The organism is Micromonospora matsumotoense, from assembly GCF_050951065.1.
In the GTDB taxonomy this organism is placed as follows: domain Bacteria; phylum Actinomycetota; class Actinomycetes; order Mycobacteriales; family Micromonosporaceae; genus Micromonospora; species Micromonospora matsumotoensis.
The window spans coordinates 435,973-459,241 of sequence record NZ_CP192025.1; the positions used below are offsets into that span (position 1 = coordinate 435,973).

The following is a 23,269-nucleotide window of genomic DNA, read 5'->3' on the forward strand; positions in this document are numbered from 1 at the left end:
GTCGCCGTTCGGCGGAGGCGGCGGGGGATCAGCCACCACAAGACGCGGCAATTCCGGCGGGGCACGGCCCGCTGGGCGGATGCCCAGGTCGCGATGGTCCGGCGCGGGGGTTGGCGCGGCGCGACAGTGCCCGCTAACGTGCGCCCGACGTACCTTCGTCTCCCGCGTGGGAGGCCCGGACACACTTCGTACGTCCTCCATCGGCCCGGGAGGGCCGTTCATATAAAACGGGGGCGGGATGGGTGACCATCCCGCCCCCGCTCCTCATCCGTTCGGGCCCGTCTGGGACAAAATCGCACGTCACGGCTGGCGCACCTGCGTCGATCTCGGATAACGTCCGCTCGGTTCGCCACATCAGCCCCACCTTTCCCAGCAGTCCCTAGCCCCCCGGGGGATCGATGACTCTGTTCCACCGCTCGGCCCTGGCCCGCGTCGGCGCCGTGGCCCTGCTCGCCGTCGGTGGCCTGGCCACCGTCGCCGCCCCGGCCAGCGCCGCCGACCAGGCGAAGCTCGACCTCGTCCCGCTCAGCTCCCAGCTGGCGCTGGGGGTCAAGGAGGCCAAGGCCAAGCCGTTCAAGTTCTCTGTCCAGAACCTGCGCGGCACGGTCGACGCCAAGGACGTGAAGGTCACCGTCGAGACCGCGGGCCTCAAGCCGAACAAGGTCGGGGTGCTCGTGCCGGACGGCTGTGCCGTCACCGGCACCGCCTTCACCTGTTCCCTGTCCGACCTGGGTGGCACCACCGACGACATCGCCGGCGGGACCACCGAGGAGTTCGGCATCCCGCTGTTCGGCACCGACACGCGCGGCAAGGGAGGCGTGCTGAAGGTGACCGTCAGTGCGCCCAACGCCACCTCGGACTCGGTCGACCACGACATCATGGTCGTCAAGCCCGGCTACGACCTGACCACCTGGGTGCAGGACGTCTACGCCGACGTGGTGGTCGACGGCGACGAGGCCGGCGAGAGCGGACTGACCGGCGTCAAGCCGGGCGGGACCGCCCCGCTGGACTGGGCGGTCTACAACGGCGGCAGCCGCCGGGCCACCGGCATCGCGTACGGCATCTTCCTGCCGGCCGGGGTGAGCTTCGTCGAGGTGCCCGAGGGCTGCGTGCAGCAGGAGTTGGGCGGCTTCGCGCAGGCGTACTGTGAGGACACCGGCGCGGTGCTGCGGCCGGGCGAGTTCTACACCGCCGACGTGCGGGTGAAGGTCGGCGCGGACGTCACCGAGAAGGTGCTCACCCCGGGCGTCCTGTTCGCCGCCGGCCTGACCGAGGCCGAGGGCACGCCGGAGGAGCAGCCGCAGGTCGCCAGCAAGGCGCAGCGGAAGACCTTCACCGAGTCCGACGATCTCGACAACCAGTCGCTGTTCGACGTGTTCGTCGACCTGACCACCGGTCCGAGCCCGTCGCCGAGCCCGAGCACCAGCCCGACCGGGCAGCCGAGCCCGAGCGCCAGCGCCAGCCCGACCACCAGTGGCGGCACGGGTGGCGGCGACGGCGGTCTGCCGGTGACCGGCGCGCAGGCCACCCTGATCGGTGGCATCGGTGTCGCCGTGCTGCTCGCGGGCGGGGCGCTGCTGATGCTCGCCCGCCGGCGTCGGCTCGTGCTGGTGACCCCGGGCGACGAGAAGCCGCGGAGCTGAACGACGGCAGGTCGTCGCACGACTGAGCGGTAGGACGTAGCGGGCGGGGTGGTCATCCACCCCGCCCGCCGCACGTCCGGGTCACCCGCCCGGCCCGACCCGGGGTGACGCGCCGGAGACCCGCCGCCGAGGGGATGCGCCGAACGGCCGGCCCGGGGGGTGACGTGACGGGCGGATCGGCCCCGGGGTGACGTGACGCGGGCCGGTGCCGGCCGGGGTGTCCGAGGTGACGGGGTCGGCCGGGGTGGGTGGCGACCCAGCGCCGGGCGGGTGGGCGGTGGCTGGCAGAGTGGAGGGGTGAGTCGTACCCCGCAGGGCCAGCGCGCCGGCCTGGACAAGTCTCCGCACGAGGTCGCCGCGATGTTCGACGGGGTGGCCGCCCGTTACGACCTGACGAACACGGTCCTCTCCTTCGGGCAGGACCGGTCCTGGCGGCGGGCCGCCCGGGCGGCGCTCGGGCTGCTTCCGGGGGAGCGGGTGCTGGACGTGGGTGCCGGCACGGGGGTGTCGACGCAGGAACTGGCCCGCTCCGGGGCGTACGTGGTGGGGGCGGATCTGTCGCAGGGCATGCTGCACGCCGGCAAGCGGGTCCGGCCGGAGGTGCCGCTGCTGGCCGGGGACGCGCTGCGGCTCCCCTTCGCCGACGACTCCTTCGACGCGGTGACGATCTCCTTCGCCCTGCGCAACGTCAACGACTCCGACGCGGCGCTGCGGGAGCTGGCCCGGGTGACCCGGCCCGGCGGCCGGCTGGTGGTCTGCGAGTTCAGCAGCCCGGTGCACCCGGCCTTCCGTACCGTCTACCTGTCGTATCTGATGCGGTCGTTGCCGGCGGTGGCCCGGACGGTGTCCAGCAACCCCGACGCGTACGTCTATCTGGCCGAATCGATCCGGGCCTGGCCGGACCAGGCGGCGCTGGCGGCGCGGATCGGCGCGGCCGGGTGGGGCCGGGTGGCGTGGCGCAACCTGACCGGCGGGGTGGTGGCCCTGCACCGGGCCGTGCGCGGGTGACAGTGGGTGAACGGCAACTTTCGGTAATGTCCGCTTAAAGTCTACTTTGCCCCGTATGCTCCCCTGCATGACGGGAGTAGCTCCGAGCGACCCACCGGGCACCACCGACCACGACGCCATCGAGCTCGTCGCCCAGCTCAGGGAGCTGGCCGGCGCGGATCCGGCCGAGGTCCGAAAGGTGGTGGCCGAGGTGCTCGGCGCACTCGACCGGGCGGCCGGCGGAGCGCTGCGTGACCAACTGCCGGCGACGATCCGGGCCGACGCCGGGCTCGACACCGCCCGGAACTGAGCGGCGAACCGACCCCGACCCGCATGTTTCCAGGAAGTTAGGTACCCCTCACCCGGCGGCGGGGTAACCACGGTCATAGACTCCAACCCGATCGGCTTGTGAAGCATTTCACGAGCGTGCGGGAGGGAGGCGCAGATGACTTCGGTGGAGAACGACGCCGACGTGATCGTGGTGGGCGCTGGTCCCGGTGGATCGGCGACGGCCTACCACCTGGCGCGGCACGGCGTACGCGTGCTGCTGCTGGAGAAGACCGAGTTCCCCCGCGAGAAGGTGTGCGGGGACGGCCTCACCCCCCGGGCGACCCGGCAGCTCATCCGGATGGGCGTGGACACCTCGCCCGAGGCCGGCTGGCTGCACAACAAGGGCCTACGGGTGATCGGCGGCGGGGTACGCCTCGAACTGGACTGGCCCGACCTGGCCAGCTTCCCCAACTACGGCCTGGTCCGGACCCGGCTGGACTTCGACGACCTGCTCGCTCAGCGCGCGGTCGCGGCCGGCGCGGAACTGCGTACCAACGTCAACGTCATCGGCCCGGTGCTCGACGGCGACGACCGGGTGGTCGGGGTGACCGCCGAGGTCGGCCCGGACCGGGCACCCGCCACCTTCCACGCCCCGCTGGTGGTCGCCGCCGACGGCGTCTCCGGCCGGTTCCCGCTCGCTCTCGGCCTGGCCAAGCGGGAGGACCGGCCGATCGGGGTGGCCGTCCGCCGCTACTACCACTCGCCGGCCAAGCACGACGACGACTACCTGGAATCCTGGCTGGAGCTGCGCAGCAAGGACAGCGACGCGCTGCTGCCCGGCTACGGCTGGATCTTCGGCCTGGGCGACGGCCGGGTCAACGTCGGCCTCGGCGTGCTCAACTCCTCCTCCGCGTTCGGCAAGACGAACTACCGGCGGCTGCTCACCGACTGGCTGGCCAACACCCCGGCGGACTGGGGGATGACCGACGAGGCGAACGCCGACGGCCCGATCCTCGGCGCGGCGCTGCCGATGGGCTTCAACCGGGTGCCGCACTACACCCGGGGGGTCCTGCTGGTCGGCGACTCCGGCGGCATGGTCAACCCGTTCAACGGCGAGGGCATCGCGTACGCGATGGAGTCCGGCGAACTGGCCGCCGAGGTCATCGTGCAGGCGCTGGCCCGGCCGGCCGGACCGGAGCGGGAGCGGGCGCTGACCGCGTACCCGCAGGAGCTGAAGGCCCGGTTCGGCGGCTATTACCGGCTCGGCGGGATCTTCGTCAAGCTGATCGGCCGGCCCGAGGTGATGCGGATGGCGACCAAGCACGGCATGCCGCACCCGCTGCTGATGCGCTTCGTCCTCAAGCTGCTGGCCAACCTGACCGACCCGCGCGGCGGGGACGCGATGGACCGGGTCATCAACGCGATGACGAAGGCGGCCCCGGCCGTCTAGACCGACCCGTCCGAGGCCAACGACGGTCCCGGACGGGACAAGAGATCGACCCCCGCTGACGGCAGTCACGGTGGACGTGAATAGTGTGAATTTTGTCAAGCACCTGGGGCAGGGGAAGGACGAGCAGGAGAAAAGATGTCGCTCTCGCCTTACGCACCGATCATCGGGCTGTTCGCCCTCGCCGCGGCGTTCTCGCTGTTCTCCGTGGCCGCCGCCCGCTTCGCCGGTCCCCGGCGCTACAACAAGGCCAAGCTCGAGGCATACGAGTGTGGGATCGAGCCCAGCCCGCAGCCCGTGGGCGGCGGACGGTTCCCGATCAAGTTCTACCTGACGGCGATGCTCTTCATCGTCTTCGACATCGAGATCATCTTCCTCTACCCCTGGGCGGTCTCCTTCGACGCCCTGCCGATCTTCGGCTTCGTGGAGATGGTCCTGTTCATCGTCGCGGTCTTCGTCGCGTACGCCTATGTGTGGCGGCGCGGCGGGCTGGACTGGGACTGAGGGAGGAACGTCAGATGGGCATCGAGGAGAAACTCCCCGCCGGCGTCCTGCTCACCTCCGTGGAGAAGCTGGTCAACTGGTCGCGGAAGTCGTCCGTCTGGGGCGCCACCTTCGGCCTGGCCTGCTGCGCCATCGAGATGATGGCGGCCGGTGGTCCGCACTACGACATGGGCCGCTGGGGCATGGAGGTCTTCCGGGCCTCGCCGCGCCAGGCCGACCTGATGATCGTGGCCGGCCGGGTCAGCCAGAAGATGGCCCCCGTGCTGCGCCAGATCTACGACCAGATGGCCGAGCCCCGCTGGGTGCTCTCCATGGGCGTCTGCGCCAGCAGCGGCGGCATGTTCAACAACTACGCGATCGTCCAGGGCGTCGACCACATCGTCCCGGTCGACATGTACCTGCCGGGCTGCCCGCCCCGCCCCGAGATGCTCATCGACGCGATCCTCAAGCTCCGCGAGAAGATCATGTACGAGCCGCTCGGCCCGAACGGCCGCAAGATGCAGGCGGCCCGCCTGGAGCGCGGTGACGTGCCCGTGGTGCCGTACGGCTCGATGCCCTCGTCGTACCGCAACGACAAGGCCCGCCGTGCCGAGTGGACGAAGGCGGTCCGCGAGGGGCGCGAGGAGCAGCTGCGGATCGAGAACTGGATGAACGCCCAGAACCACCTCCAGACCCAGGCTGGTCCCAAGTGAACGCGGCGCAGCGCAGCCCCGCAGTGGTGAACGGAGGGCAGGCACGGTGACCGCGCCGAACGACAGGAAGAACGACGGCGGGGTGCCGGTGCCGGTCACCCCGGCCGGTGCGACCAGCGGCGCTCCCGCCGAACTGCCGCCGTCCAGCCCTGCCGGGCAGGGCATGTTCGGCATGCAGGGCAGCGGCGACGTCTCCGGCTACGGCGGCCTGGTCCGGAGACGTACCCCGATCGAGGAGGCCCCCCGACCCTACGGGGGCTACTTCGACGAGGTGCGCGACGCGCTGGAGGAGGCGTACCCGCACTTCGCCGACGCGATCGAGAAGGTCGTCGTCGACCGGGGCGAGCTGACCCTGCACGTGCGCCCGGAGCGGATCGCCGAGGTCTGCCAGGTGATGCGGGACGATCTGGCGCTGCGCTTCGAGCTGTGCTCCTCGGTGTCCGGAGTGGACTACCTCGGCGCAGACGAGCGCCGGCTGCACGTGGTCTACCTGCTCACCTCGATGACCTACCGGCGTCGGGTCCGGCTGGAGGCGGCCGTCTCCGTCGAGGACCCGCACCTGCCCAGCGTCACCGCCGTCTACCCGACGGCCGACTGGCAGGAGCGCGAGGCGTACGACATGTTCGGTGTCGTCTTCGACGGCCACCCCAACCTGACCCGGATCCTGATGCCGGACGACTGGGAGGGCCACCCGCAGCGCAAGGACTACCCGCTCGGCGGGGTCCCCGTCGAGTACAAGGGCGCGGAGATCCCGCCGCCGGACCGTAGGAGGTCGTACCAGTGACCACGTCCAACTACGCGGCCGAACGGGAGACCACCGAGGGGCGGGTCTTCACCGTCACCGGTGGGGACTGGGACCAGGTCGTCTCCGGCACCGACCCGATCAACGACGAGCGGATCGTCGTGAACATGGGCCCGCAGCACCCGTCGACGCACGGCGTGCTCCGGCTGATCCTGGAGCTGGAGGGCGAGACGGTCCGCGAGGCCCGCTCGGTCGTCGGCTACCTGCACACCGGCATCGAGAAGAACCTCGAATACCGCAACTGGGTGCAGGGCTCGACGTTCGTGACCCGGATGGACTACCTCGCCCCGATCTTCAACGAGACGGCGTACAGCCTCGCGGTGGAGAAGCTGCTCGGCATCACCGACGACATCACCGAGCGGGCCACCACGATCCGGGTCCTGATGATGGAGCTGAACCGGATCTCCTCGCACCTGGTCTGGCTGGCCACCACCGGCATGGAGCTGGGCGCGATCTCCATCATGCTGTACGGCTTCCGCGAGCGGGAGTACATCCTCGACATCTTCGAGACCATCACCGGCCTGCGGATGAACCACGCGTACGTCCGGCCGGGCGGGGTGGCGCAGGACGTGCCGGACGCGGCGATCGTCAAGATCCGCGACTTCCTCACGATGATGCCGAAGAAGCTCAAGGAGTACGAGGACCTGCTCTCCGGTCAGCCGATCTGGACCGAGCGGACCCAGGGCGTCGCGGTGCTCGACGCGACCGCCTGCCTCGCGCTCGGCGTGACCGGCCCGGTGCTGCGCTCCGCCGGCCTCGGCTGGGACCTGCGCAAGACCATGCCGTACTGCGGCTACGAGAGCTACGAGTTCGACGTGCCGACCCACCCGGACGGCGACGTCTGGGGCCGCTACCTGGTCCGGCTCGCCGAGATCCGGGAGTCGCTCAAGCTGGTCGAGCAGGCGCTGGACCGGTTGCAGCCGGGCCCGGTGATGGTGGCCGACCGCAAGATCGCCTGGCCGGCGCAGCTGGCCATCGGCGTGGACGGCATGGGCAACTCGCTGGAGCACGTCGCCAAGATCATGGGTCAGTCGATGGAGTCGCTGATCCACCACTTCAAGCTGGTCACCGAGGGCTTCCGGGTCCCACCGGGCCAGGTGTACGTCGGCATCGAGTCGCCCCGGGGCGAGTTGGGCGTACACGCGGTCTCCGACGGCGGCACCCGGCCGTACCGGGTGCACTACCGGGAGCCGAGCTTCGTCAACCTCCAGGCCCTCCCGGCGATGGCCGAGGGCGGCCTGATCGCCGATGTGATCGCCGGCGGCGCCTCGCTGGACCCCGTGATGGGTGGTTGTGACCGATGACGACGTTTACTGAAGAGACCCGGGCCCGGGCGCGGGAGATCATCGCCCGCTACCCGGCCGACCGGTCCCGCTCGGCGCTGCTGCCGCTGCTGCACCTGGTGCAGGCCGAGGAGGGTTACGTCTCCCCGGCCGGGGTGACGTTCTGTGCCGAGGTGCTGGGGCTGAACAAGGCCCAGGTCGGCGCGGTGGCCACCTTCTACACCATGTACAAGCGCCGGCCCACCGGTGACTACCTGGTCAGCGTCTGCACCAACACGATGTGCAACGTGCTCGGTGGCCAGGAGGTCTACGACACCCTGGTCGAGCACCTGGGCGTCGGGCACGACGAGACCACCGCCGACGGGAAGATCACCCTGGAGCACGCCGAGTGCCTGGCGGCCTGCGACTACGGCCCGGTGATGACCGTCAACTACGACTTCTTCGACGGCGTCGACCCGCAGGGCGCGCTCGGCGTGGTGGACGAACTGCGCGCCGGGGGCCGGCCGATGCCGACCCGGGGCGCCCGGCTCTGCACGCTCAAGGAGATGGCGGTGCAGCTCGCCGGCTTCGCCGACGAGCGTGAGGGCGCGGTCGCGGACGGCGGGCCGGGCGAGGCCACCCTGCGCGGCCTGCGCCTGGCCGAGCAGCACGGCATCGCGGCGCCGGGCTACGACCCGAAGACCCCGATCCGCAGCAAGGCCGATGCCGACCGGGCCGCCGCCGAGGCGAAGGCGAAGGCCGAGGCCGCCAAGGCCCCCGCGCCGGTCGAGCCCGCCCCGGCGACGAAGCCGGCACCGGTCGGTGGCAGCACCGCGCCGGACGTCAAGGCGCCGGACGCCAAGTCGCCGCAGGTGCGTACCGCCGAGACCCGGCAGCCCGACGCGGCGACCGCCGTACCGGACGCACCCGGCACCCGGGTCCCGACGGACGGCACGCCGCCGGCCTCCCGCGACGCCCAGGCGGCGCAGGCGGCCGGGGTGGCCGCGAACCCACCCGCCGGTGACGGCAAGCCCGCCGGCGACGAGGCCGGGGCGCAGCAGCGCAACCTCAAGGAAGCCGAGGCGGAAACGGGCGCTGCCGGCGCGGGCTCCGCCGTCGCGAGCGAGACGGGGGCCCAGAAGTGACCACTCCCCGGCCGGAGACCCTGGCCAAGCTGACTCCCGTGCTGACCCGGCGCTGGATCTCGCCGGACGCCTGGCGGATCGGCACCTACGAGAAGCTCGACGGCTACGCCGCGCTGCGCAAGGCCCTCAAGGCCCACCCGGACGACCTGATCCAGCTGATCAAGGACTCCGGGCTGCGCGGCCGGGGTGGTGCGGGCTTCCCCACCGGCCTGAAGTGGGGCTTCATCCCCCAGGGCGACGGCAAGCCGCACTACCTGGTGGTCAACGCCGACGAGGGCGAGCCGGGCACCTGCAAGGACCTGCCGCTGATGACCCACGACCCGCACGCGCTGGTCGAAGGCGTCATCATCGCCTCGTACGCGATCCGGGCCAACCGGGCCTACATCTACATCCGGGGCGAGGCGGTGCACGCCGCCCGCCGGCTGCGCAACGCGGTGGCCGAGGCGCAGGCCAAGGGTTACCTCGGACGCAACATCCTCGGCACCGGGTTCGACCTGGAGTTGGTGGTCCACTCGGGCGCCGGGGCGTACATCTGCGGCGAGGAGACGGCGCTGCTCGACTCGCTGGAGGGGTTCCGGGGTCAGCCCCGGCTCCGCCCGCCGTTCCCGGCCACCCACGGCCTGTACGCCAGCCCGACGGTGGTGAACAACGTCGGCACCATCGCCAGCGTGCCCTACATCGTGCTGGGCGGCGCGGACTGGTGGAAGACCATGGGCACGGAGAAGTCGTCCGGGCCGATGATCTACTCGCTCTCCGGTCGGATCGTCAACCCGGGCCAGTTCGAGTGCGGCCTGGGCGTCACCCTGCGCGAGCTGATCGAGCTGGCCGGTGGGATGCAGCCCGGTCACCAGCTGAGGTTCTGGACGCCGGGGGGATCGTCCACCCCGTTGCTCACCGCCGAGCACCTGGACGTGCCGCTGGACTTCGAGGGGGTGGCGGCGGCCGGCTCGATCCTGGGCACCACGGCCACCCAGATCTTCTCCGACCAGGACTGCCCGGTCTACGCGACCTACCGGTGGCTGGAGTTCTACCACCACGAGTCGTGCGGCAAGTGCACCCCGTGCCGCGAGGGCAACTACTGGATGGTCCGGGTCTACCGGCGCATCCTCGCCGGCCAGGGCACCCACGAGGACCTGGACACCCTGCTCGACACCTGCGACAACATCCTCGGCCGCTCGTTCTGCGGTCTGGGTGACGGTGCGACCAGCTCGGTGACCTCGTCGTTGCAGTACTTCAAGCAGGACTACCTCGACTACATCGAGGGGCGTACCGCGCCGAAGCTGTCGGACAAGCAGCTGGTGGGGGCGCACTGATGAACGCGAGTCCCGCAGTCGCGAATGGAAGGCGACTCTGATGACCGACGTAGCCAAGCAGACCGAGACGGTCACGCTCACCATCGACGGCGTCGAGGTCACCGCCCCCAAGGGGGCGCTGCTGATCCGGGTCGCCGAGCAGTTGGGCACCGAGATCCCCCGCTTCTGCGACCACCCGCTGCTGGCCCCGGCCGGTGCCTGCCGGCAGTGCCTGGTCGAGGTGGAGGGGCAGCGCAAGCCGGTCGCCTCCTGCACCCAGACCGTCGCCCAGGGCATGGTGGTCCGCACCCAGCTCAGCTCCCCGGTCGCCAAGAAGGCGCAGGAGGGGGTGATGGAGTTGCTGCTGCTCAACCACCCGCTGGACTGCCCGATGTGCGACAAGGGTGGTGAGTGCCCGCTGCAGAACCAGGCGATGTCCACCGGCCGCACCGACTCCCGCTTCCACGAGCACAAGCGGGAGTACGTCAAGCCGATGGAGATCAGCACCCAGGTGCTGCTGGACCGGGAGCGCTGCGTGCTCTGCCAGCGCTGCACCCGGTTCTCCGAGGAGATCGCCGGCGACAAGTTCATCGACCTGATGGGCCGGTCGTCCGCCGAAGAGATCAACATCTACCGGGACGACGCGTACGGCGCGGAGGGCGACGAGGGTGACGTCCCGTTCAACTCGTACTTCTCCGGCAACACCGTGCAGATCTGCCCGGTCGGCGCGCTCACCGGGGCGCAGTACCGGTTCCGGGCCCGCCCGTTCGACCTGGTCTCCAGCCCGAGCGTCTGCGAGCACTGCTCGGCCGGCTGCGCCCAGCGCACCGACTGGCGGCGGGGCAAGGTGCTGCGCCGGCTCGCCGGGGACGACCCGCAGGTCAACGAGGAGTGGAACTGCGACAAGGGGCGGTGGGGCTTCCAGTACACCCGCGCCTTCGACCGGTTGAGCACCCCGCTGGTCCGCGACGAGAAGTCCGGTGAGCTGCGCGAGGCGTCCTGGAGCGAGGCGCTGACCCGGGCCGCCGACGGGCTGCGGGCCGCCCGCGACGAGGGTCGCGGGACGGCGGTGCTGACCGGTGGCCGGCTGACCGTCGAGGACGCCTACGCGTACGCGAAGTTCGCCCGGGTCGCCCTGAACACCAACGACATCGACTTCCGGGCCCGGCCGGTCTCCCGCGAGGAGGCCGACTTCCTGGCCAGCACCGTCGCCGGGGTCACCGACGTGACCTACGCCGACGTGGAGAAGGCGTCCACGGTGGTGCTGGTCGGCCTGGAGCCGGAGGAGGAGTGCCCGATCCTCTTCCTGCGGCTGCGCAAGGCGTACCTGAAGAAGAAGCTGACGGTGTACGCGATCGCCCCGTTCGCCACCCGTGGCCTGGAGAAGCTCGGGGCCAAGCTGGCCCGGGTGGTGCCGGGCGAGGAGGCGAGCGTGCTCGCCGAGCACGACACGGTGGCCGAGGCGCTGAGCGCCGAGGGCGCGATCCTGTTCGTCGGTGAGCGGCTGGCCGGCGTGCCGGGTGGCCTCTCCGCCGCCGCGGACGTCGCCCGGCGTACCGGTGCGAAGCTGGCCTGGGTGCCGCGCCGCGCGGGTGACCGGGGTGCGGTCGACGCGGGCTGCCTGCCCAACCTGCTGCCCGGCGGGCGTCCGGTGACCGAGCCCTCGGCCCGTGCCGAGTTGGGTGAGGCGTGGGACATCCCGGCCGGGGTGATCCCCAGCCAGGCCGGTCGGGACACCGACCAGATCCTCGCCGCCGCCGCGAACGGCCAGCTCGGCGCCCTGGTGGTGGCCGGGGTGGACCCGGCCGACCTGGCCGACCCGCGGCTGGCCGAACAGGCCCTCGACGCGGTGCCCTTCCTGGTCAGCCTGGAGCTGCGCAACTCGGCGGTGGCCCGCCGGGCGGACGTGGTGCTCCCGGTCGCGCCGGTGGTCGAGAAGGCCGGCAGTTTCCTGGACTGGGAGGGCCGGCTGCGCACCTTCGAGGCGGTGCTGCACACCGCCGCGATGACCGACGGCCGGGTGCTGGACGCGATCGCCGCGCAGCTCGACGTGCGGCTCGGCACCGGCGACGTGTCGAGCGTGCGCCGGGAGCTGGGCGCGCTGCCGCCGACCCGGGCCGACCGGCCGGTCACCCCCTCGGTGGCCCCGGGGGCCGTGCCCCAGCCGGGCGCGGGCGAGGCGGTGCTGGCCACCTGGCACCAGCTGATCGACCTGGGCAGCCTCACCGACGGCGACGAGCACCTCGCCGGCACCGCCCGTCCGCCGGTGGTCCGGCTGGGCAAGGGCACCGCCGAGACGCTCGGCGTGGCCGACGGTGACCCGGTCACGGTGGGCACCGACCGGGGTGCGGTCACCCTGCCGGCGGCGATCACCGAGATGCCCGACGGCGTCGTCTGGCTGCCGACCAACTCGCCCGGTTCGACCGTCCGGCGCAGCCTCGGCACCGCGTCCGGCACGGTGGTCCGGATCTCCGGAGGTGCACAGTGAACACCCTCCTCCTGGCGCAGGACCCGACGCTTGCCGACTTCGGTCGGGACCCGTGGTGGCTGGTCCTCATCAAGATCGTCTTCGCCTTCGTCTTCGGTCTGCTCGCCACCCTGCTCGGCGTCTGGTTCGAGCGGCGGGTCGTCGGCTACATGCAGGTCCGGCCCGGCCCCAACCAGGTCGGCCCGTTCGGCCTGCTGCAGACCCTCGCCGACGGCCTCAAGATGGCCTTCAAGGAGGACATCCTCCCGAAGTCCGCCGACAAGGTGGTCTACTTCTTCGCGCCGGTCATCTCGGTGGTCTGTGCGGTCACCGCGCTGTCGGTGGTCCCGTTCGGCCCGATGGTGAGCATCTTCGGCCACCGGACGCCGTTGCAGGTCACCGACGTGCCGGTGGCGGTGCTGGTGCTGCTGGCCTGCTCGTCGCTGGCCGTCTACGGCATCGTGCTCGGCGGCTGGGCCTCCGGCTCGACGTACCCGCTGCTCGGCGGGCTGCGCTCCAGCGCCCAGATGATCTCCTACGAGGTCGCCATGGGGCTGAGCATCGTCGCGGTGTTCATGACCGCCGGCACCATGTCCACCAGCGGGATCGTCGCCGCCCAGGGGGACGCCACCCGGCTCACCATCGCCGGCGTCGAGATCCCGGCCCCGGGCTGGTACGCGATCCTGCTGCTGCCCAGCTTCATCATCTTCTTCATCGCCACCGTCGGGGAGACCAACCGGGCGCCGTTCGACCTGCCCGAGGCCGAGTCGGAGCTGGTCGCCGGCTTCATGACCGAGTACAGCTCGCTGAAGTTCGCGCTCTTCATGCTCTCCGAGTACGTCGCCATGGTGACCATGTCCGCGGTCACCACGACGCTCTTCCTCGGTGGCTGGCGGGCCCCCTGGCCGATCACGCTGTGGGGGGACGCCAACACCGGCTGGTGGCCGATGCTCTGGTTCTTCGGCAAGGTGCTGCTGCTGGTCTTCGTCTTCGTCTGGCTCCGGGGCACCCTGCCCCGGCTGCGCTACGACCAGTTCATGCGCTTCGGCTGGAAGGTGCTGCTCCCGATCAACCTGGTCTGGATCCTGGTCCTGGCCGGGCTGCGCTCCATCGAGGACTGGCAGTCGCGCGACCGGCTGCTCGCCACCGCCGTCGGCGCGGGTGTGCTGCTGCTGGCGACGCTGCTGTGGCCGAGCCGCAAGCCGGCCCCGAAGCCGACCCCGCAGGAACAGGCCGACAGCCGGCCGTACGGCAGCTTCCCGCTGCCCCCGCTGGATCTACAGGTACCGCCGAGCCCGCGCACCAAGCGCGTGGTCGCCGAGCGGGAGCCGGCCAACATCGCCACCGGCTCCGACTCTCAGGAGGTGTGACGTGGGCGCGATCACCGGAACGTTCAAGGGCTTCGGTGTCACCTTCTCGCACATGTTCAGGAAGGTCGTCACCACCGACTACCCGTTCAAGCCGCCGGTCTCGGCGCCGCGCTACCACGGGCGGCACATCCTCAACCGGCACCCGGACGGCCTGGAGAAGTGCATCGGCTGCGAGCTGTGCGCCTGGGCCTGCCCGGCGGACGCGATCTTCGTCGAGGGTGGCGACAACACCGACGAGCAGCGCTTCTCGCCGGGCGAGCGGTACGCCAGCGTCTACCAGATCAACTACGCCCGGTGCATCTTCTGCGGGCTCTGCATCGAGGCCTGCCCGACCCGTTCGCTGACCATGAGCAACGAGTACGAGCTGGCCCGGGACAACCGGCAGGACCTGATCTTCACCAAGGAGCAGTTGCTCGCTCCGCTGCTCGAAGGCATGGAGCAGCCGCCGCACCCGATGCGGCTCGGTGACAGCGAGAAGGACTACTACGTCGGCGCGCTGACCAACCCGGGCACCTCGGCCGGGGCCGAGCAGTCGCCGATGGGGCCCGGCGGCTACCGGGTCGAGGAGCACCCCGGGGTGACCTTCCCGGGTGCCGAGCAGGCGGCCCAACGGGCCGGGGCGGCCGATGGCACGGCAGCGGGCAAGGGAGCCGGAGCATGAACACGTCCACGGTGCTCGCCGCGGCGGGCCAGGTGTCCGGGGGTGAGGAGGTCACCTTCTGGATCCTCGCCCCGTTGGCGCTGATCGGCGCGATCGGCATGGTCTGGGCACGCAACGCCGTGCACTCGGCGCTCTTCCTGGTGCTCACCATGCTCTGCCTGGGGGTGTTCTACGTCCTGCAGGCCGGGCCGTTCATCGGCATGGTGCAGATCATCGTCTACACCGGCGCGATCATGATGCTGTTCCTGTTCGTGCTGATGCTGGTCGGTCGGGACGCCTCCGACTCGCTGATCGAGACGCTGCGCGGCCAGCGGGTCGCCGCGGTGGTGCTCGGGCTCGGCTTCGCCGGGCTGGTCGGCACCGGCCTCTACCGGGCGCTGAACGGGGTCGCCGCGGTCGGTCTGGAGCAGGCCAACGCGGAGGGCAACGTGCAGGGCATCGCCCGGCTGCTCTTCACCAAGTACGTCCTCGCCTTCGAGTTGACGTCCGCGCTGCTGATCACGGCGGCGATCGGCGCGATGGTGCTGGCGCACATCGAGCGGCGCAAGGAAGACAAGATGGACCAGGTCGCCACCATGAAGGCCCGGTTCCGCCCCGGCAACTACCCGGGCCCGAAGCCCGGCCCGGGCGTCTTCGCCACCTCCTCCTCGGTGGCCACCCCGGCCCGGCTGCCCGACGGCCGGCTGACCGACCGCAGCACCCCGGCGATCCTGCCGCAGCGGGAGCTGACCGCCGAGGAAACCACCCTGAAGGGGACGGAACGGTGAGCGCGAGGAGTGCAGCGAAGCGGAGCCCCGCAGTCGCGAACGAAAGGCCGGTCCGGTGAGCCCTGACTACTACCTGATCCTGGCGGCGGTGCTGTTCACCATCGGCGCGGTCGGCGTGCTGGTGCGGCGCAACGCGATCGTGCTGTTCATGTGCGTCGAGCTGATGCTCAACGCGGCCAACCTGACGCTGGTCACCTTCAGCCGGATCAACGGTGACCTCAACGGACAGATCATGGCGTTCTTCGTGATGGTGGTGGCGGCGGCCGAGGTCGTGGTCGGGCTCGCGATCATCATGTCGATCTTCCGGACCCGACGCTCCGCGAGCGTCGACGACGCCAACCTGCTGAAGTACTAAAGGGGCCCTGCGGTGGATGAGATTCTGACGTACGCCCAGGCAGAGCCGGCGGGTGCCGTCACCTACGCGGCGGCGGACGGCCTGCTGAGCAGCGTCTGGCTGCTGGTGGCGATCCCGCTGGTCAGCGCGGCGATCCTGCTGCTGCTCGGCCGGCGGGCCGACCGCTGGGGGCACTGGCTGGGCGTGGCCGCGATCGGTGCCGCGTTCGTGCTGGGGCTCACCTCGTTCTTCCAGCTGCGCGGGCTGGAGAACAAGTCCGTCGAGCTGAGCCTCTGGGACTTCATCACCGTCGGCAACCTGAGGGTGGACTTCGGTCTGCTCTTCGACCCGTTGGCCGCGGTCTTCGTCCTGCTGATCACCGGGGTGGGCTTCCTGATCCACCTCTACGCGGTCGAGTACATGGCGCACGACGAGGGCCGGCGACGGTTCTTCGCGTACTTCAACCTCTTCGTCGCCGCGATGCTGCTGCTGGTGCTCGGCAACAACTACGTGATGCTCTACTTCGGCTGGGAGGGCGTCGGCCTGGCGTCGTACCTGCTGATCTCCTTCTGGTACGGGCGGCCGAGCGCGGCCACCGCCGGCAAGAAGGCGTTCCTGATGAACCGGGTCGGCGACGCCGGCCTGGCGATCGGCATCTTCATCCTGTTCGCCACCCTCGGCACCACCCAGTACGACGAGGTCTTCACCGGCATCGGCGGGCTGGCCAGCGGCACGGTGCTGGTGCTGGGCCTGCTGCTGCTGCTCGGGGCGGCCGGCAAGTCCGGTCAGTTCCCGCTCCAGGCGTGGCTGCCGGACGCGATGGAGGGCCCGACCCCGGTGTCGGCGCTCATCCACGCCGCCACCATGGTCACCGCGGGCGTCTACCTGATCGCCCGGTCCAACCCGATCTTCTCGGCCAACGAGACCCTGCAACTCGTGGTGGTCAGCGTCGGCGCGCTGACCCTGCTGATGGGCTGCATCATCGGCGCGGCCAAGGACGACATCAAGCGGGTGCTGGCCTGGTCGACCGTCAGCCAGATCGGCTACATGTTCCTCGGTGTCGGCCTCGGCGGCGCGGCATACGCGCTGGCCATCGTGCACCTGCTGGCGCACGGCTTCTTCAAGGCCAACATGTTCCTCGGTGCCGGCTCGGTCATGCACGGCATGAACGACCAGGTGGACATCCGCCGCTTCGGCGGGCTGTCGAAGTACATGAAGGTCACCTGGATCACCTTCATGATGGGTTGGCTCGCCATCATCGGCATGTTCCCGTTCTCCGGCTTCTTCTCCAAGGAGCCGATCATCGTGGCCGCGTTCGAGCGGGAGGGCTGGACGGCCTGGCTGTTCGGCGGGGCGGCGCTGCTCGGTGCCGGGCTGACCGCCTTCTACATGACCCGGCTGTTCGTCCTCACCTTCCACGGCCCGAAGCGGTGGACCGAGGACATCGAGCACCCGCACGAGTCGCCGAAGCTGATGACCATCCCGCTGATCCTGCTGGCGGTCGGCTCGGTCGGTGCCGGCTTCCTGCTCGCCACCTCCGTACCGGACTGGCTCACCGCCACCGCCGGGCTGGGCGGCGAGCACGCCGAGCACGCCGCCGTGCTGCCGCACTGGCTGCTCACCGCACTGTCGCTGGTGGTGACGGTGCTCGGTGCCGGGCTGGCTTGGGCGCTGTTCCGCAACGGCACGGCTACCGCGCCGCAGCCGGCCGGGGTGCTGGTCACCGCCGCCCGGCGCAACCTCTACACGGACGCCTTCAACGAGGTGGTCTTCGAGAAGCCGGGCATCTTCCTCACCCGGGCGCTGGTCTACCTGGACAACCGGGGCATCGACGGGCTGGTCAACGGCCTGGCCGCCGGGGTCGGGGGCGGTTCGGGTCGGCTCCGGCGCTGGCAGACCGGCTTCGTCCGGTCGTACGCGACCTCGATCCTGACCGGCGCGCTGCTCGTGGTGGCGGCGTTCCTGGCGGTGCAGGCGGGGTGGCTGGCGTGATCGACCTCAAGGCGACCGCCCCCGCCGGCGGACCCCGCATCCACGACGGAGGTAAGGCCGCATAATGTCCAACTTCCCGTTCCTCTCGGTGCTGACCGTGGCACCGCTGGTCGGTGCCCTGGTCGTGGCCTTCCTGCCGCGTCGCCGGCCCGACCTGGCCAAGCAGGTGGCGTTCGGCTGGTCGCTGCTGGTGCTGGCGCTGTCGGTGGTGATGTGGGTCGCGTTCCAGGCCGACGGCGACCGGCTCCAGTTCCGCGAGTCGTACCCGTGGATCCCCACCTGGGACGTCAACTTCACCTTCGCCGTCGACGGCATCGCGCTGGTCATGCTGATGCTGATCGCGGTGCTGGTGCCGTTGGTGATCCTGGCCTCCTGGCACGACGCCGACGCGTCGAAGCGGTCGGTGCCGGCCTACTTCGCCCTGCTGCTCGTCCTCGAATCCACGATGATCGGCGTCTTCGCCGCCGCCGACGTCTTCCTGTTCTATGTGTTCTTCGAGGTCATGCTGGTGCCGATGTACTTCCTGATCGGCAGCTACGGCGGCCACCAGCGGCAGTACGCGGCGGTGAAGTTCTTCCTCTACTCGCTGGTCGGCGGCCTGTTCATGCTGGCCGCGGTGATCGGCCTGTGGGTGGTCGGCGGAAAGACCTTCGACTGGCAGACGCTGACCCAGGTGGACATCTCCACCGGCACCGAGCGGTGGCTGTTCCTCGGCTTCTTCCTCGCCTTCGCGATCAAGGCGCCGTTCTTCCCGTTCCACACCTGGCTGCCGGACGCCGGTCGGGCCGCCCCGGCGGGTGCCGCCGCGCTGCTGGTCGGGGTGCTGGACAAGGTCGGCACCTTCGGCATCCTGCGCTACTGCCTGCCGCTGTTCCCCGAGGCGTCGAAGTGGTTCGCGCCGTGGGCGCTGGCGCTGGGGCTGATCGGCATCCTCTACGCCGCATTGCTCGCCGTCGGCCAGTCCGACCTGAAGCGGCTGGTGTCCTACACCTCGATCGCGCACTTCGGGTTCATCGGGGTCGGCATCTTCGCCTTCACCACCCAGGCGGGCACCGGCGCGGTCCTCTACATGCTCAACCACGGGCTCGCCACCGGCCTGCTCTTCCTGGTCGTCGGGATGCTCATCGCCCGTCGGGGCTCGTCGCTGATCTCCGACTTCGGCGGGGCGGGCAAGCTGGTGCCGCTGCTGGCCGGGGTGCTCTTCTTCGCCGGTCTGGCCTCGCTGGCGCTGCCCGGCACCGCGCCGTTCGTCTCCGAGTTCCTGGTGCTGATCGGCACCTTCACGGTGAACAAGCCGGTCGCGGTGATCGCCACCCTGGGCATCATCCTGGCCGCCGCGTACGTGCTGTGGATGGTGCAACGCACCACCCAGGGCACGCTCAACCCGGAGTTGACCGAGGTCAAGGCGATGCACCGCGACCTCACCCTGCGCGAGAAGGCCGTGGTCGCCCCGCTGATCGCCCTGATCTTGCTGCTCGGCTTCTATCCCAAGCCGGTCACCGATGTGATCAACCCCGCCGTCCAGGCGACCATGCAGGACGTCGGCAAGACCGATCCCGCCCCTGAGGTCGGCAGCGTCCAGGAGGCTGCAAAGTGACCGAACTCAAGTTGCCGTCGATCGACTACCCGGCGATCGCCCCGATCCTGATCATGCTGGGGGTGGCCCTGCTGGGCGTCCTGGTGGAGGCGTTCGTGCCGCGCCGCCGCCGGCACCTGGTGCAGCTGACGCTGTCTCTGCTGGCGGTGCTCGCCGCCCTGGTGATGGTGGTGCTCAACGCCGACGCCCGGCTGGTCACGGCGGGCGGGGCGCTGGCCGTGGACGGTCCCACCCTGTTCCTGCAGGGCACCATCCTGGTGCTCGCCGCCATGTCGTTGTTGCTGATCGGCGAGCGGTCGGTGGAGCGCGGCGGCGCGTTCGTCGCCCAGGCGGCGGTGACCGCCGAGTCGGCCGACGACCGGCAGCAGGCCGAGGGGCGCAACGGGGCCACCGAGGTCTACCCGCTGACCAGCTTCGCGATCGGCGGCATGCTGATCTTCGTGGCGGCGAACGACCTGCTGACCATGTTCATCGCGCTGGAGGTCTTCTCCCTGCCGCTCTACCTGCTCTGCGCGCTGGCCCGTCGCCGGCGGTTGCTCAGCCAGGAAGCGGCGATGAAGTACTTCCTGCTCGGCGCGTACGCCTCGGCGTTCTTCCTGTTCGGCGTGGCCCTGGTGTACGGCTTCACCGCCGGCATCCCGGGCCGGTCCGCCGGGGTCGACTTCGCCACCGTGCACGCCGCGGTGAGCGAGTCCCCGGCCAGCGACGTCCTGCTCTACGCCGGGATGGCGCTGATCGCCATCGGCCTGCTGTTCAAGGCCGCCGCCGCCCCGTTCCACGTCTGGACCCCGGACGTCTACCAGGGCGCGCCGACCCCGGTCACCGGCTTCATGGCGGCCTGCACGAAGGTGGCCGCGTTCGGTGCGCTGCTGCGGGTCTTCCACGTGGCGTTCGACCGGGCCGCCTGGGACTTCACCCCGGTCCTCGGGGTGGTGGCGGTGCTCACCATGCTGGTCGGCGCGGTGCTGGCGGTCACCCAGACCGACATCAAGCGGCTGCTGGCGTACTCGTCGATCGCCAACGCCGGTTACCTCCTGGTCGGGGTGCTCGCCCCGACCGGGGCGGGCGTCTCCGGCACGATGTTCTACCTGGCCGCGTACGGCTTCTCGGTGCTCGCCGCGTTCGCCGTGGTGACCCTGGTCCGGGACGCCGACGGGGAGGCCACCCACCTGTCCCGCTGGGCCGGGCTGGGCCGCCGCTCGCCGTTCTACGCCGGGGTCTTCACCTTCATCCTGCTGGCCTTCGCCGGCATCCCGTTGACCAGCGGCTTCATGAGCAAGTTCGCGGTCTTCGGCCCGGCGCTGGAGAGCGGGCACGCCTGGCTGGTGGTGGCCGGTGTGCTGACCAGCATGGTGCTGGCCTTCCCGTACCTGCGGGTCGTGGTGATGATGTGGCTCTCCGAGCCGGGTGAGTCCACCCCGACCGTCGCGGTGCCGGGTGGGCTGACCGCCACCGCGCTGATGATCGGGGTGGCCGCCACGCTGATCCTCGGTGTGGTGCCGGCACCCCTGCTCGACCTGGCGACGGATGCCGCAGCATTCGTCAGGTGATTTTCGTTTTCCCGGATCGTGGGGCCGGCGCGCTGGGGCGCGCCGGCCCCACGGCCGTATCCCCCGTCCCGAGCAGGTCGAACGGGTGTGGCATGGTTGATGGTGTGGTGATTCCGGCGGGGGAGCGTTCAGGCGGCGTCGGCTCCGGCGGTCGTCGGGGCCGGGCGGGCACGGGTCAGATCGGCGCGCTCGGCGTGCACCTGGCCGATCCGCGGGTCGAGGCGTCCGTGCTGGGCCTGCTGGACGACGTCGAGGTCGAGCTGCGGGCCAGCGTGGCCAGCGCCGACCCGCTCGTCACCGAGGCCGCCCGGCACCTGGTCGAGGCGGGCGGCAAGCGGTTCCGTCCGCTGCTGGTGGCCCTGGGCGCGCAGTTCGGTGACCCGGCGGGCACCCAGGTGGTGCCGGCCGCCGTGGTGATGGAGCTCACCCACCTGGCCACCCTCTACCACGACGACGTGATGGACGAGGCGGCCGTGCGGCGGGGCGCGCCGAGCGCCAACTCCCGCTGGACCAACTCGGTGGCCATCCTGGTCGGCGACTATCTCTTCGCGCGGGCCGCCGACATCGCCGCCGACCTGGGCCCGGCGGCGGTCCGTCTCCAGGCCCGCACGTTCGCCCGGCTGGTGCACGGCCAGATCGCCGAGACCGTCGGTCCCCGCGCGGAGGACCCGGTCGACCACTACCTGCGGGTGATCGCCGACAAGACGGGGTCGCTGATCGCCACCTCGGCCCGCTTCGGCGGGATGTTCGGTGGGGCGTCCGAGGCGCACACCGACGCCCTCGCCGGCTACGGGGAGACCATCGGGGTGGCCTTCCAGCTCTCCGACGACCTGCTCGACATCGCCTCCGAGTCGACCCAGTCGGGCAAGACACCCGGCACCGACCTGCGGGAGGGGGTACCGACCCTGCCGGTGCTCTACGCGCTGGCCGGCGACGACTCCGACGTGGCCTCGGTGCGGCTGCGGGAGATCCTGGCCACCGGCCCGCTCGTCGACGACGCGCTGCACGCCGAGGCGCTCGGCCTGCTGCGGGAGTCCCCCGCGCTCAAGCGGGCCCGGGAGACCGTCCGCAGCTATGCCGAGGACGCCCGTGCGCAGTTGGCCCCGCTCCCGCAGATCCCGGCCCGCCGGGCGCTCGAATCCCTCTGCGACTACATCGCCGACCGCACCAGCTGATCCCGCGCCGCCCGCCGGAGCAGTCTGCTGCCGGTGAGCATGAGGACGGCGGCGAGGACCATGGCGACTGCGGCGGCCAGCCACATCGCCGGGTAGCCACGGGCACCGGCGAGCGCGCCGAGCGTGAGCGGGCCGAGACAGCCGCCGGCGTACACGCCGGTCTGGGTGATCGAGGTGGCGGCGGCCGGGGCCTGCGGGTGCAGCCGGACCACCGCGAAGTTCATCAGGCCGGGCCAGGCCCAGCCCAGCCCGAAGCCGAGCACCACCCCCACGGTCAGCGGCACCGGGCCGGCCACGGCCAGCAGTCCCAGCCCGACGGCCCCGACCACCAGCATCGCGGCGATCAGCGCGACGTGGCCGGTGTCCCGCCGGTCGGCCAGCCAGCCGACGCCGATCCGGGCGGCCACGCAGACCGCGCCGCCCAGGGTGAGCACCAGCCCGGCCGGGCCGGGGGTGAGCCCCCGGTGCACCGACGAGTCCACCACGAAGGTGCCCAGCGCATTGGCGGCCCCCGCCGCGAGGGTGGCCGCCGCCCCGACCACCACCAGCGCCGTGGTGGCCCCGCCACCGCGCTGCGCCGCGCGCTCCCGCGCCGGTCCGGCCGCCTGCGGTGGTACGGCCGGTAGCGCGGCCAGCGCGGCACCGGCCGCGGCCACGAACGCCCAGCGCCACCCGGCGGTGAGGGCGATCGCCGGCACCGCCGCCCCGGCCAGCAGCGTGGAGGCGGGGATGGCGGCCTGTTTCACCCCGAACGACAGGCCCTGCCGTCGGGCGGGCACGTGCCGGGCCAGCGCCGCGTTGCTGGCCAGTTGGCCCAACGCGTTGGCGGTGGCGCTCAGCGCGAGCAGACCGACCAGCACGGGGTACGAGCGGGCCAGCCCGGCGATGGCGAGCAGGCAGCCGGCGGCGAGTGCGATGGCGACCCGGGCCACCACGGCCGGGCCGACCCGTTCCACCAGCCGGCCGGACGGCATCGAGGCGAGCGCGCTGACGCCGAAGTAGACCGACACGGCCAGTCCCAGCCCGGCGGGGGAAAAGCCCAGGTCGTCCCCCATCTGCACGGCGAGCCCGCCGACCAGGAAGACCGGCAGGACGCTGGCGATGGTGGTCGCGACCGCTCCGGCGCCGGCCCGCAGGGGGCGTACGGTCGGCCGGCTCGGCGAGGGGCTGAGCACGGTGTCGGTCATCGTGGGCTCAACCTACGCGAGTCGACTTCCTGACAAGCCCCGGCGTGTCGCCCGGGGACCCGCCGCATACCGCCTGGTCTGGCGTCCTCCACCCGAACGGGCGTTCCGTCCTGGCCCGATTTTTC

At 71.2% G+C, this 23,269-nt stretch carries 20 protein-coding genes; 19 read left to right on the forward strand and 1 reads right to left on the reverse strand.

Features of this window, described 5'->3' with window-relative positions:
- The first annotated feature begins 398 nt into the window (after positions 1 to 398).
- The 19 genes from ACQP1S_RS02155 (at position 399) to ACQP1S_RS02245 (ending at position 21,957) form a co-directional block, all read left to right on the forward strand.
- Entirely contained in the window at positions 399 to 1,643 is a 1,245-nt protein-coding gene (locus ACQP1S_RS02155) for an LPXTG cell wall anchor domain-containing protein (protein ID WP_432902429.1), read from the forward strand.
- A 360-nt stretch (positions 1,644 to 2,003) separates the two neighbouring features.
- Positions 2,004 to 2,651: a demethylmenaquinone methyltransferase gene (locus tag ACQP1S_RS02160; protein WP_432907723.1), complete on the forward strand. Its 648-nt coding sequence runs from the start codon at positions 2,004 to 2,006 to the stop codon at positions 2,649 to 2,651.
- Between the two features lie 67 nt (positions 2,652 to 2,718).
- The gene (locus ACQP1S_RS02165; RefSeq protein ID WP_432902431.1) at positions 2,719 to 2,940 is read left to right on the forward strand and encodes a hypothetical protein; all 222 of its coding nucleotides are present in this window, start codon (positions 2,719 to 2,721) and stop codon (positions 2,938 to 2,940) included.
- A gap of 135 nt (positions 2,941 to 3,075) precedes the next feature.
- Positions 3,076 to 4,350 carry a geranylgeranyl reductase family protein gene (locus tag ACQP1S_RS02170; protein ID WP_091244386.1) on the forward strand — a complete coding sequence of 425 codons (1,275 nt, stop codon included), beginning with the start codon at positions 3,076 to 3,078 and terminating at the stop codon, positions 4,348 to 4,350.
- A gap of 135 nt (positions 4,351 to 4,485) precedes the next feature.
- Positions 4,486 to 4,851 (forward strand): NADH-quinone oxidoreductase subunit A, encoded by a 366-nt coding sequence (locus ACQP1S_RS02175; protein ID WP_067300536.1) that lies wholly within the window; start codon positions 4,486 to 4,488, stop codon positions 4,849 to 4,851.
- 14 nt (positions 4,852 to 4,865) lie between these two features.
- A complete protein-coding gene (locus ACQP1S_RS02180; RefSeq protein WP_091244389.1) occupies positions 4,866 to 5,543 on the forward strand; it encodes a NuoB/complex I 20 kDa subunit family protein in 678 nt (225 codons plus the stop codon).
- Between the two features lie 46 nt (positions 5,544 to 5,589).
- Positions 5,590 to 6,327: an NADH-quinone oxidoreductase subunit C gene (locus ACQP1S_RS02185; protein WP_091244392.1), complete on the forward strand. Its 738-nt coding sequence runs from the start codon at positions 5,590 to 5,592 to the stop codon at positions 6,325 to 6,327.
- Positions 6,324 to 7,649, forward strand: coding sequence for an NADH-quinone oxidoreductase subunit D (locus ACQP1S_RS02190; protein ID WP_091244395.1), 1,326 nt, complete (start codon positions 6,324 to 6,326; stop codon positions 7,647 to 7,649). Before ACQP1S_RS02185 ends, ACQP1S_RS02190 begins: the two co-directional genes overlap by 4 nt.
- On the forward strand, positions 7,646 to 8,752 hold the full coding sequence (gene nuoE / locus ACQP1S_RS02195; RefSeq protein ID WP_432902435.1) for an NADH-quinone oxidoreductase subunit NuoE: 1,107 nt from the start codon (positions 7,646 to 7,648) through the stop codon (positions 8,750 to 8,752). The genes ACQP1S_RS02190 and nuoE overlap by 4 nt, the downstream gene beginning before the upstream one ends.
- Complete coding sequence (gene nuoF, locus ACQP1S_RS02200; RefSeq protein ID WP_328340869.1) at positions 8,749 to 10,065, forward strand: NADH-quinone oxidoreductase subunit NuoF; 1,317 nt, start codon at positions 8,749 to 8,751, stop codon at positions 10,063 to 10,065. Before nuoE ends, nuoF begins: the two co-directional genes overlap by 4 nt.
- 40 nt (positions 10,066 to 10,105) lie before the next feature.
- Positions 10,106 to 12,532 carry an NADH-quinone oxidoreductase subunit G gene (locus ACQP1S_RS02205; RefSeq protein ID WP_091244404.1) on the forward strand — a complete coding sequence of 809 codons (2,427 nt, stop codon included), beginning with the start codon at positions 10,106 to 10,108 and terminating at the stop codon, positions 12,530 to 12,532.
- A complete protein-coding gene (nuoH, locus tag ACQP1S_RS02210; protein ID WP_091244407.1) occupies positions 12,529 to 13,881 on the forward strand; it encodes an NADH-quinone oxidoreductase subunit NuoH in 1,353 nt (450 codons plus the stop codon). Before ACQP1S_RS02205 ends, nuoH begins: the two co-directional genes overlap by 4 nt.
- Position 13,882: 1 nt before the next feature.
- Complete coding sequence (gene nuoI / locus ACQP1S_RS02215; RefSeq protein ID WP_328340864.1) at positions 13,883 to 14,542, forward strand: NADH-quinone oxidoreductase subunit NuoI; 660 nt, start codon at positions 13,883 to 13,885, stop codon at positions 14,540 to 14,542.
- Positions 14,539 to 15,309 (forward strand): NADH-quinone oxidoreductase subunit J, encoded by a 771-nt coding sequence (locus tag ACQP1S_RS02220; RefSeq protein ID WP_357773338.1) that lies wholly within the window; start codon positions 14,539 to 14,541, stop codon positions 15,307 to 15,309. Before nuoI ends, ACQP1S_RS02220 begins: the two co-directional genes overlap by 4 nt.
- A 55-nt stretch (positions 15,310 to 15,364) precedes the next feature.
- The gene (nuoK, locus tag ACQP1S_RS02225; protein WP_091244416.1) at positions 15,365 to 15,664 is read left to right on the forward strand and encodes an NADH-quinone oxidoreductase subunit NuoK; all 300 of its coding nucleotides are present in this window, start codon (positions 15,365 to 15,367) and stop codon (positions 15,662 to 15,664) included.
- Positions 15,665 to 15,676: 12 nt separating this feature from the next.
- Positions 15,677 to 17,635 carry an NADH-quinone oxidoreductase subunit L gene (gene nuoL, locus ACQP1S_RS02230; protein ID WP_432902439.1) on the forward strand — a complete coding sequence of 653 codons (1,959 nt, stop codon included), beginning with the start codon at positions 15,677 to 15,679 and terminating at the stop codon, positions 17,633 to 17,635.
- 64 nt (positions 17,636 to 17,699) lie between these two features.
- Complete coding sequence (locus tag ACQP1S_RS02235; RefSeq protein WP_091244421.1) at positions 17,700 to 19,232, forward strand: NADH-quinone oxidoreductase subunit M; 1,533 nt, start codon at positions 17,700 to 17,702, stop codon at positions 19,230 to 19,232.
- Positions 19,229 to 20,782, forward strand: a complete 1,554-nt coding sequence (gene nuoN, locus ACQP1S_RS02240; RefSeq protein ID WP_091244424.1) for an NADH-quinone oxidoreductase subunit NuoN — start codon at positions 19,229 to 19,231, stop codon at positions 20,780 to 20,782. The genes ACQP1S_RS02235 and nuoN overlap by 4 nt, the downstream gene beginning before the upstream one ends.
- Before the next feature lie 92 nt (positions 20,783 to 20,874).
- Positions 20,875 to 21,957, forward strand: coding sequence for a polyprenyl synthetase family protein (locus tag ACQP1S_RS02245; protein WP_432902441.1), 1,083 nt, complete (start codon positions 20,875 to 20,877; stop codon positions 21,955 to 21,957).
- Here ACQP1S_RS02245 and ACQP1S_RS02250 read toward each other — a convergent pair.
- Entirely contained in the window at positions 21,933 to 23,144 is a 1,212-nt protein-coding gene (locus ACQP1S_RS02250) for an MFS transporter (protein WP_432902443.1), read from the reverse strand. The two genes, ACQP1S_RS02245 and ACQP1S_RS02250, sit on opposite strands and share 25 nt — an antisense overlap.
- Positions 23,145 to 23,269: the final 125 nt, after the last annotated feature.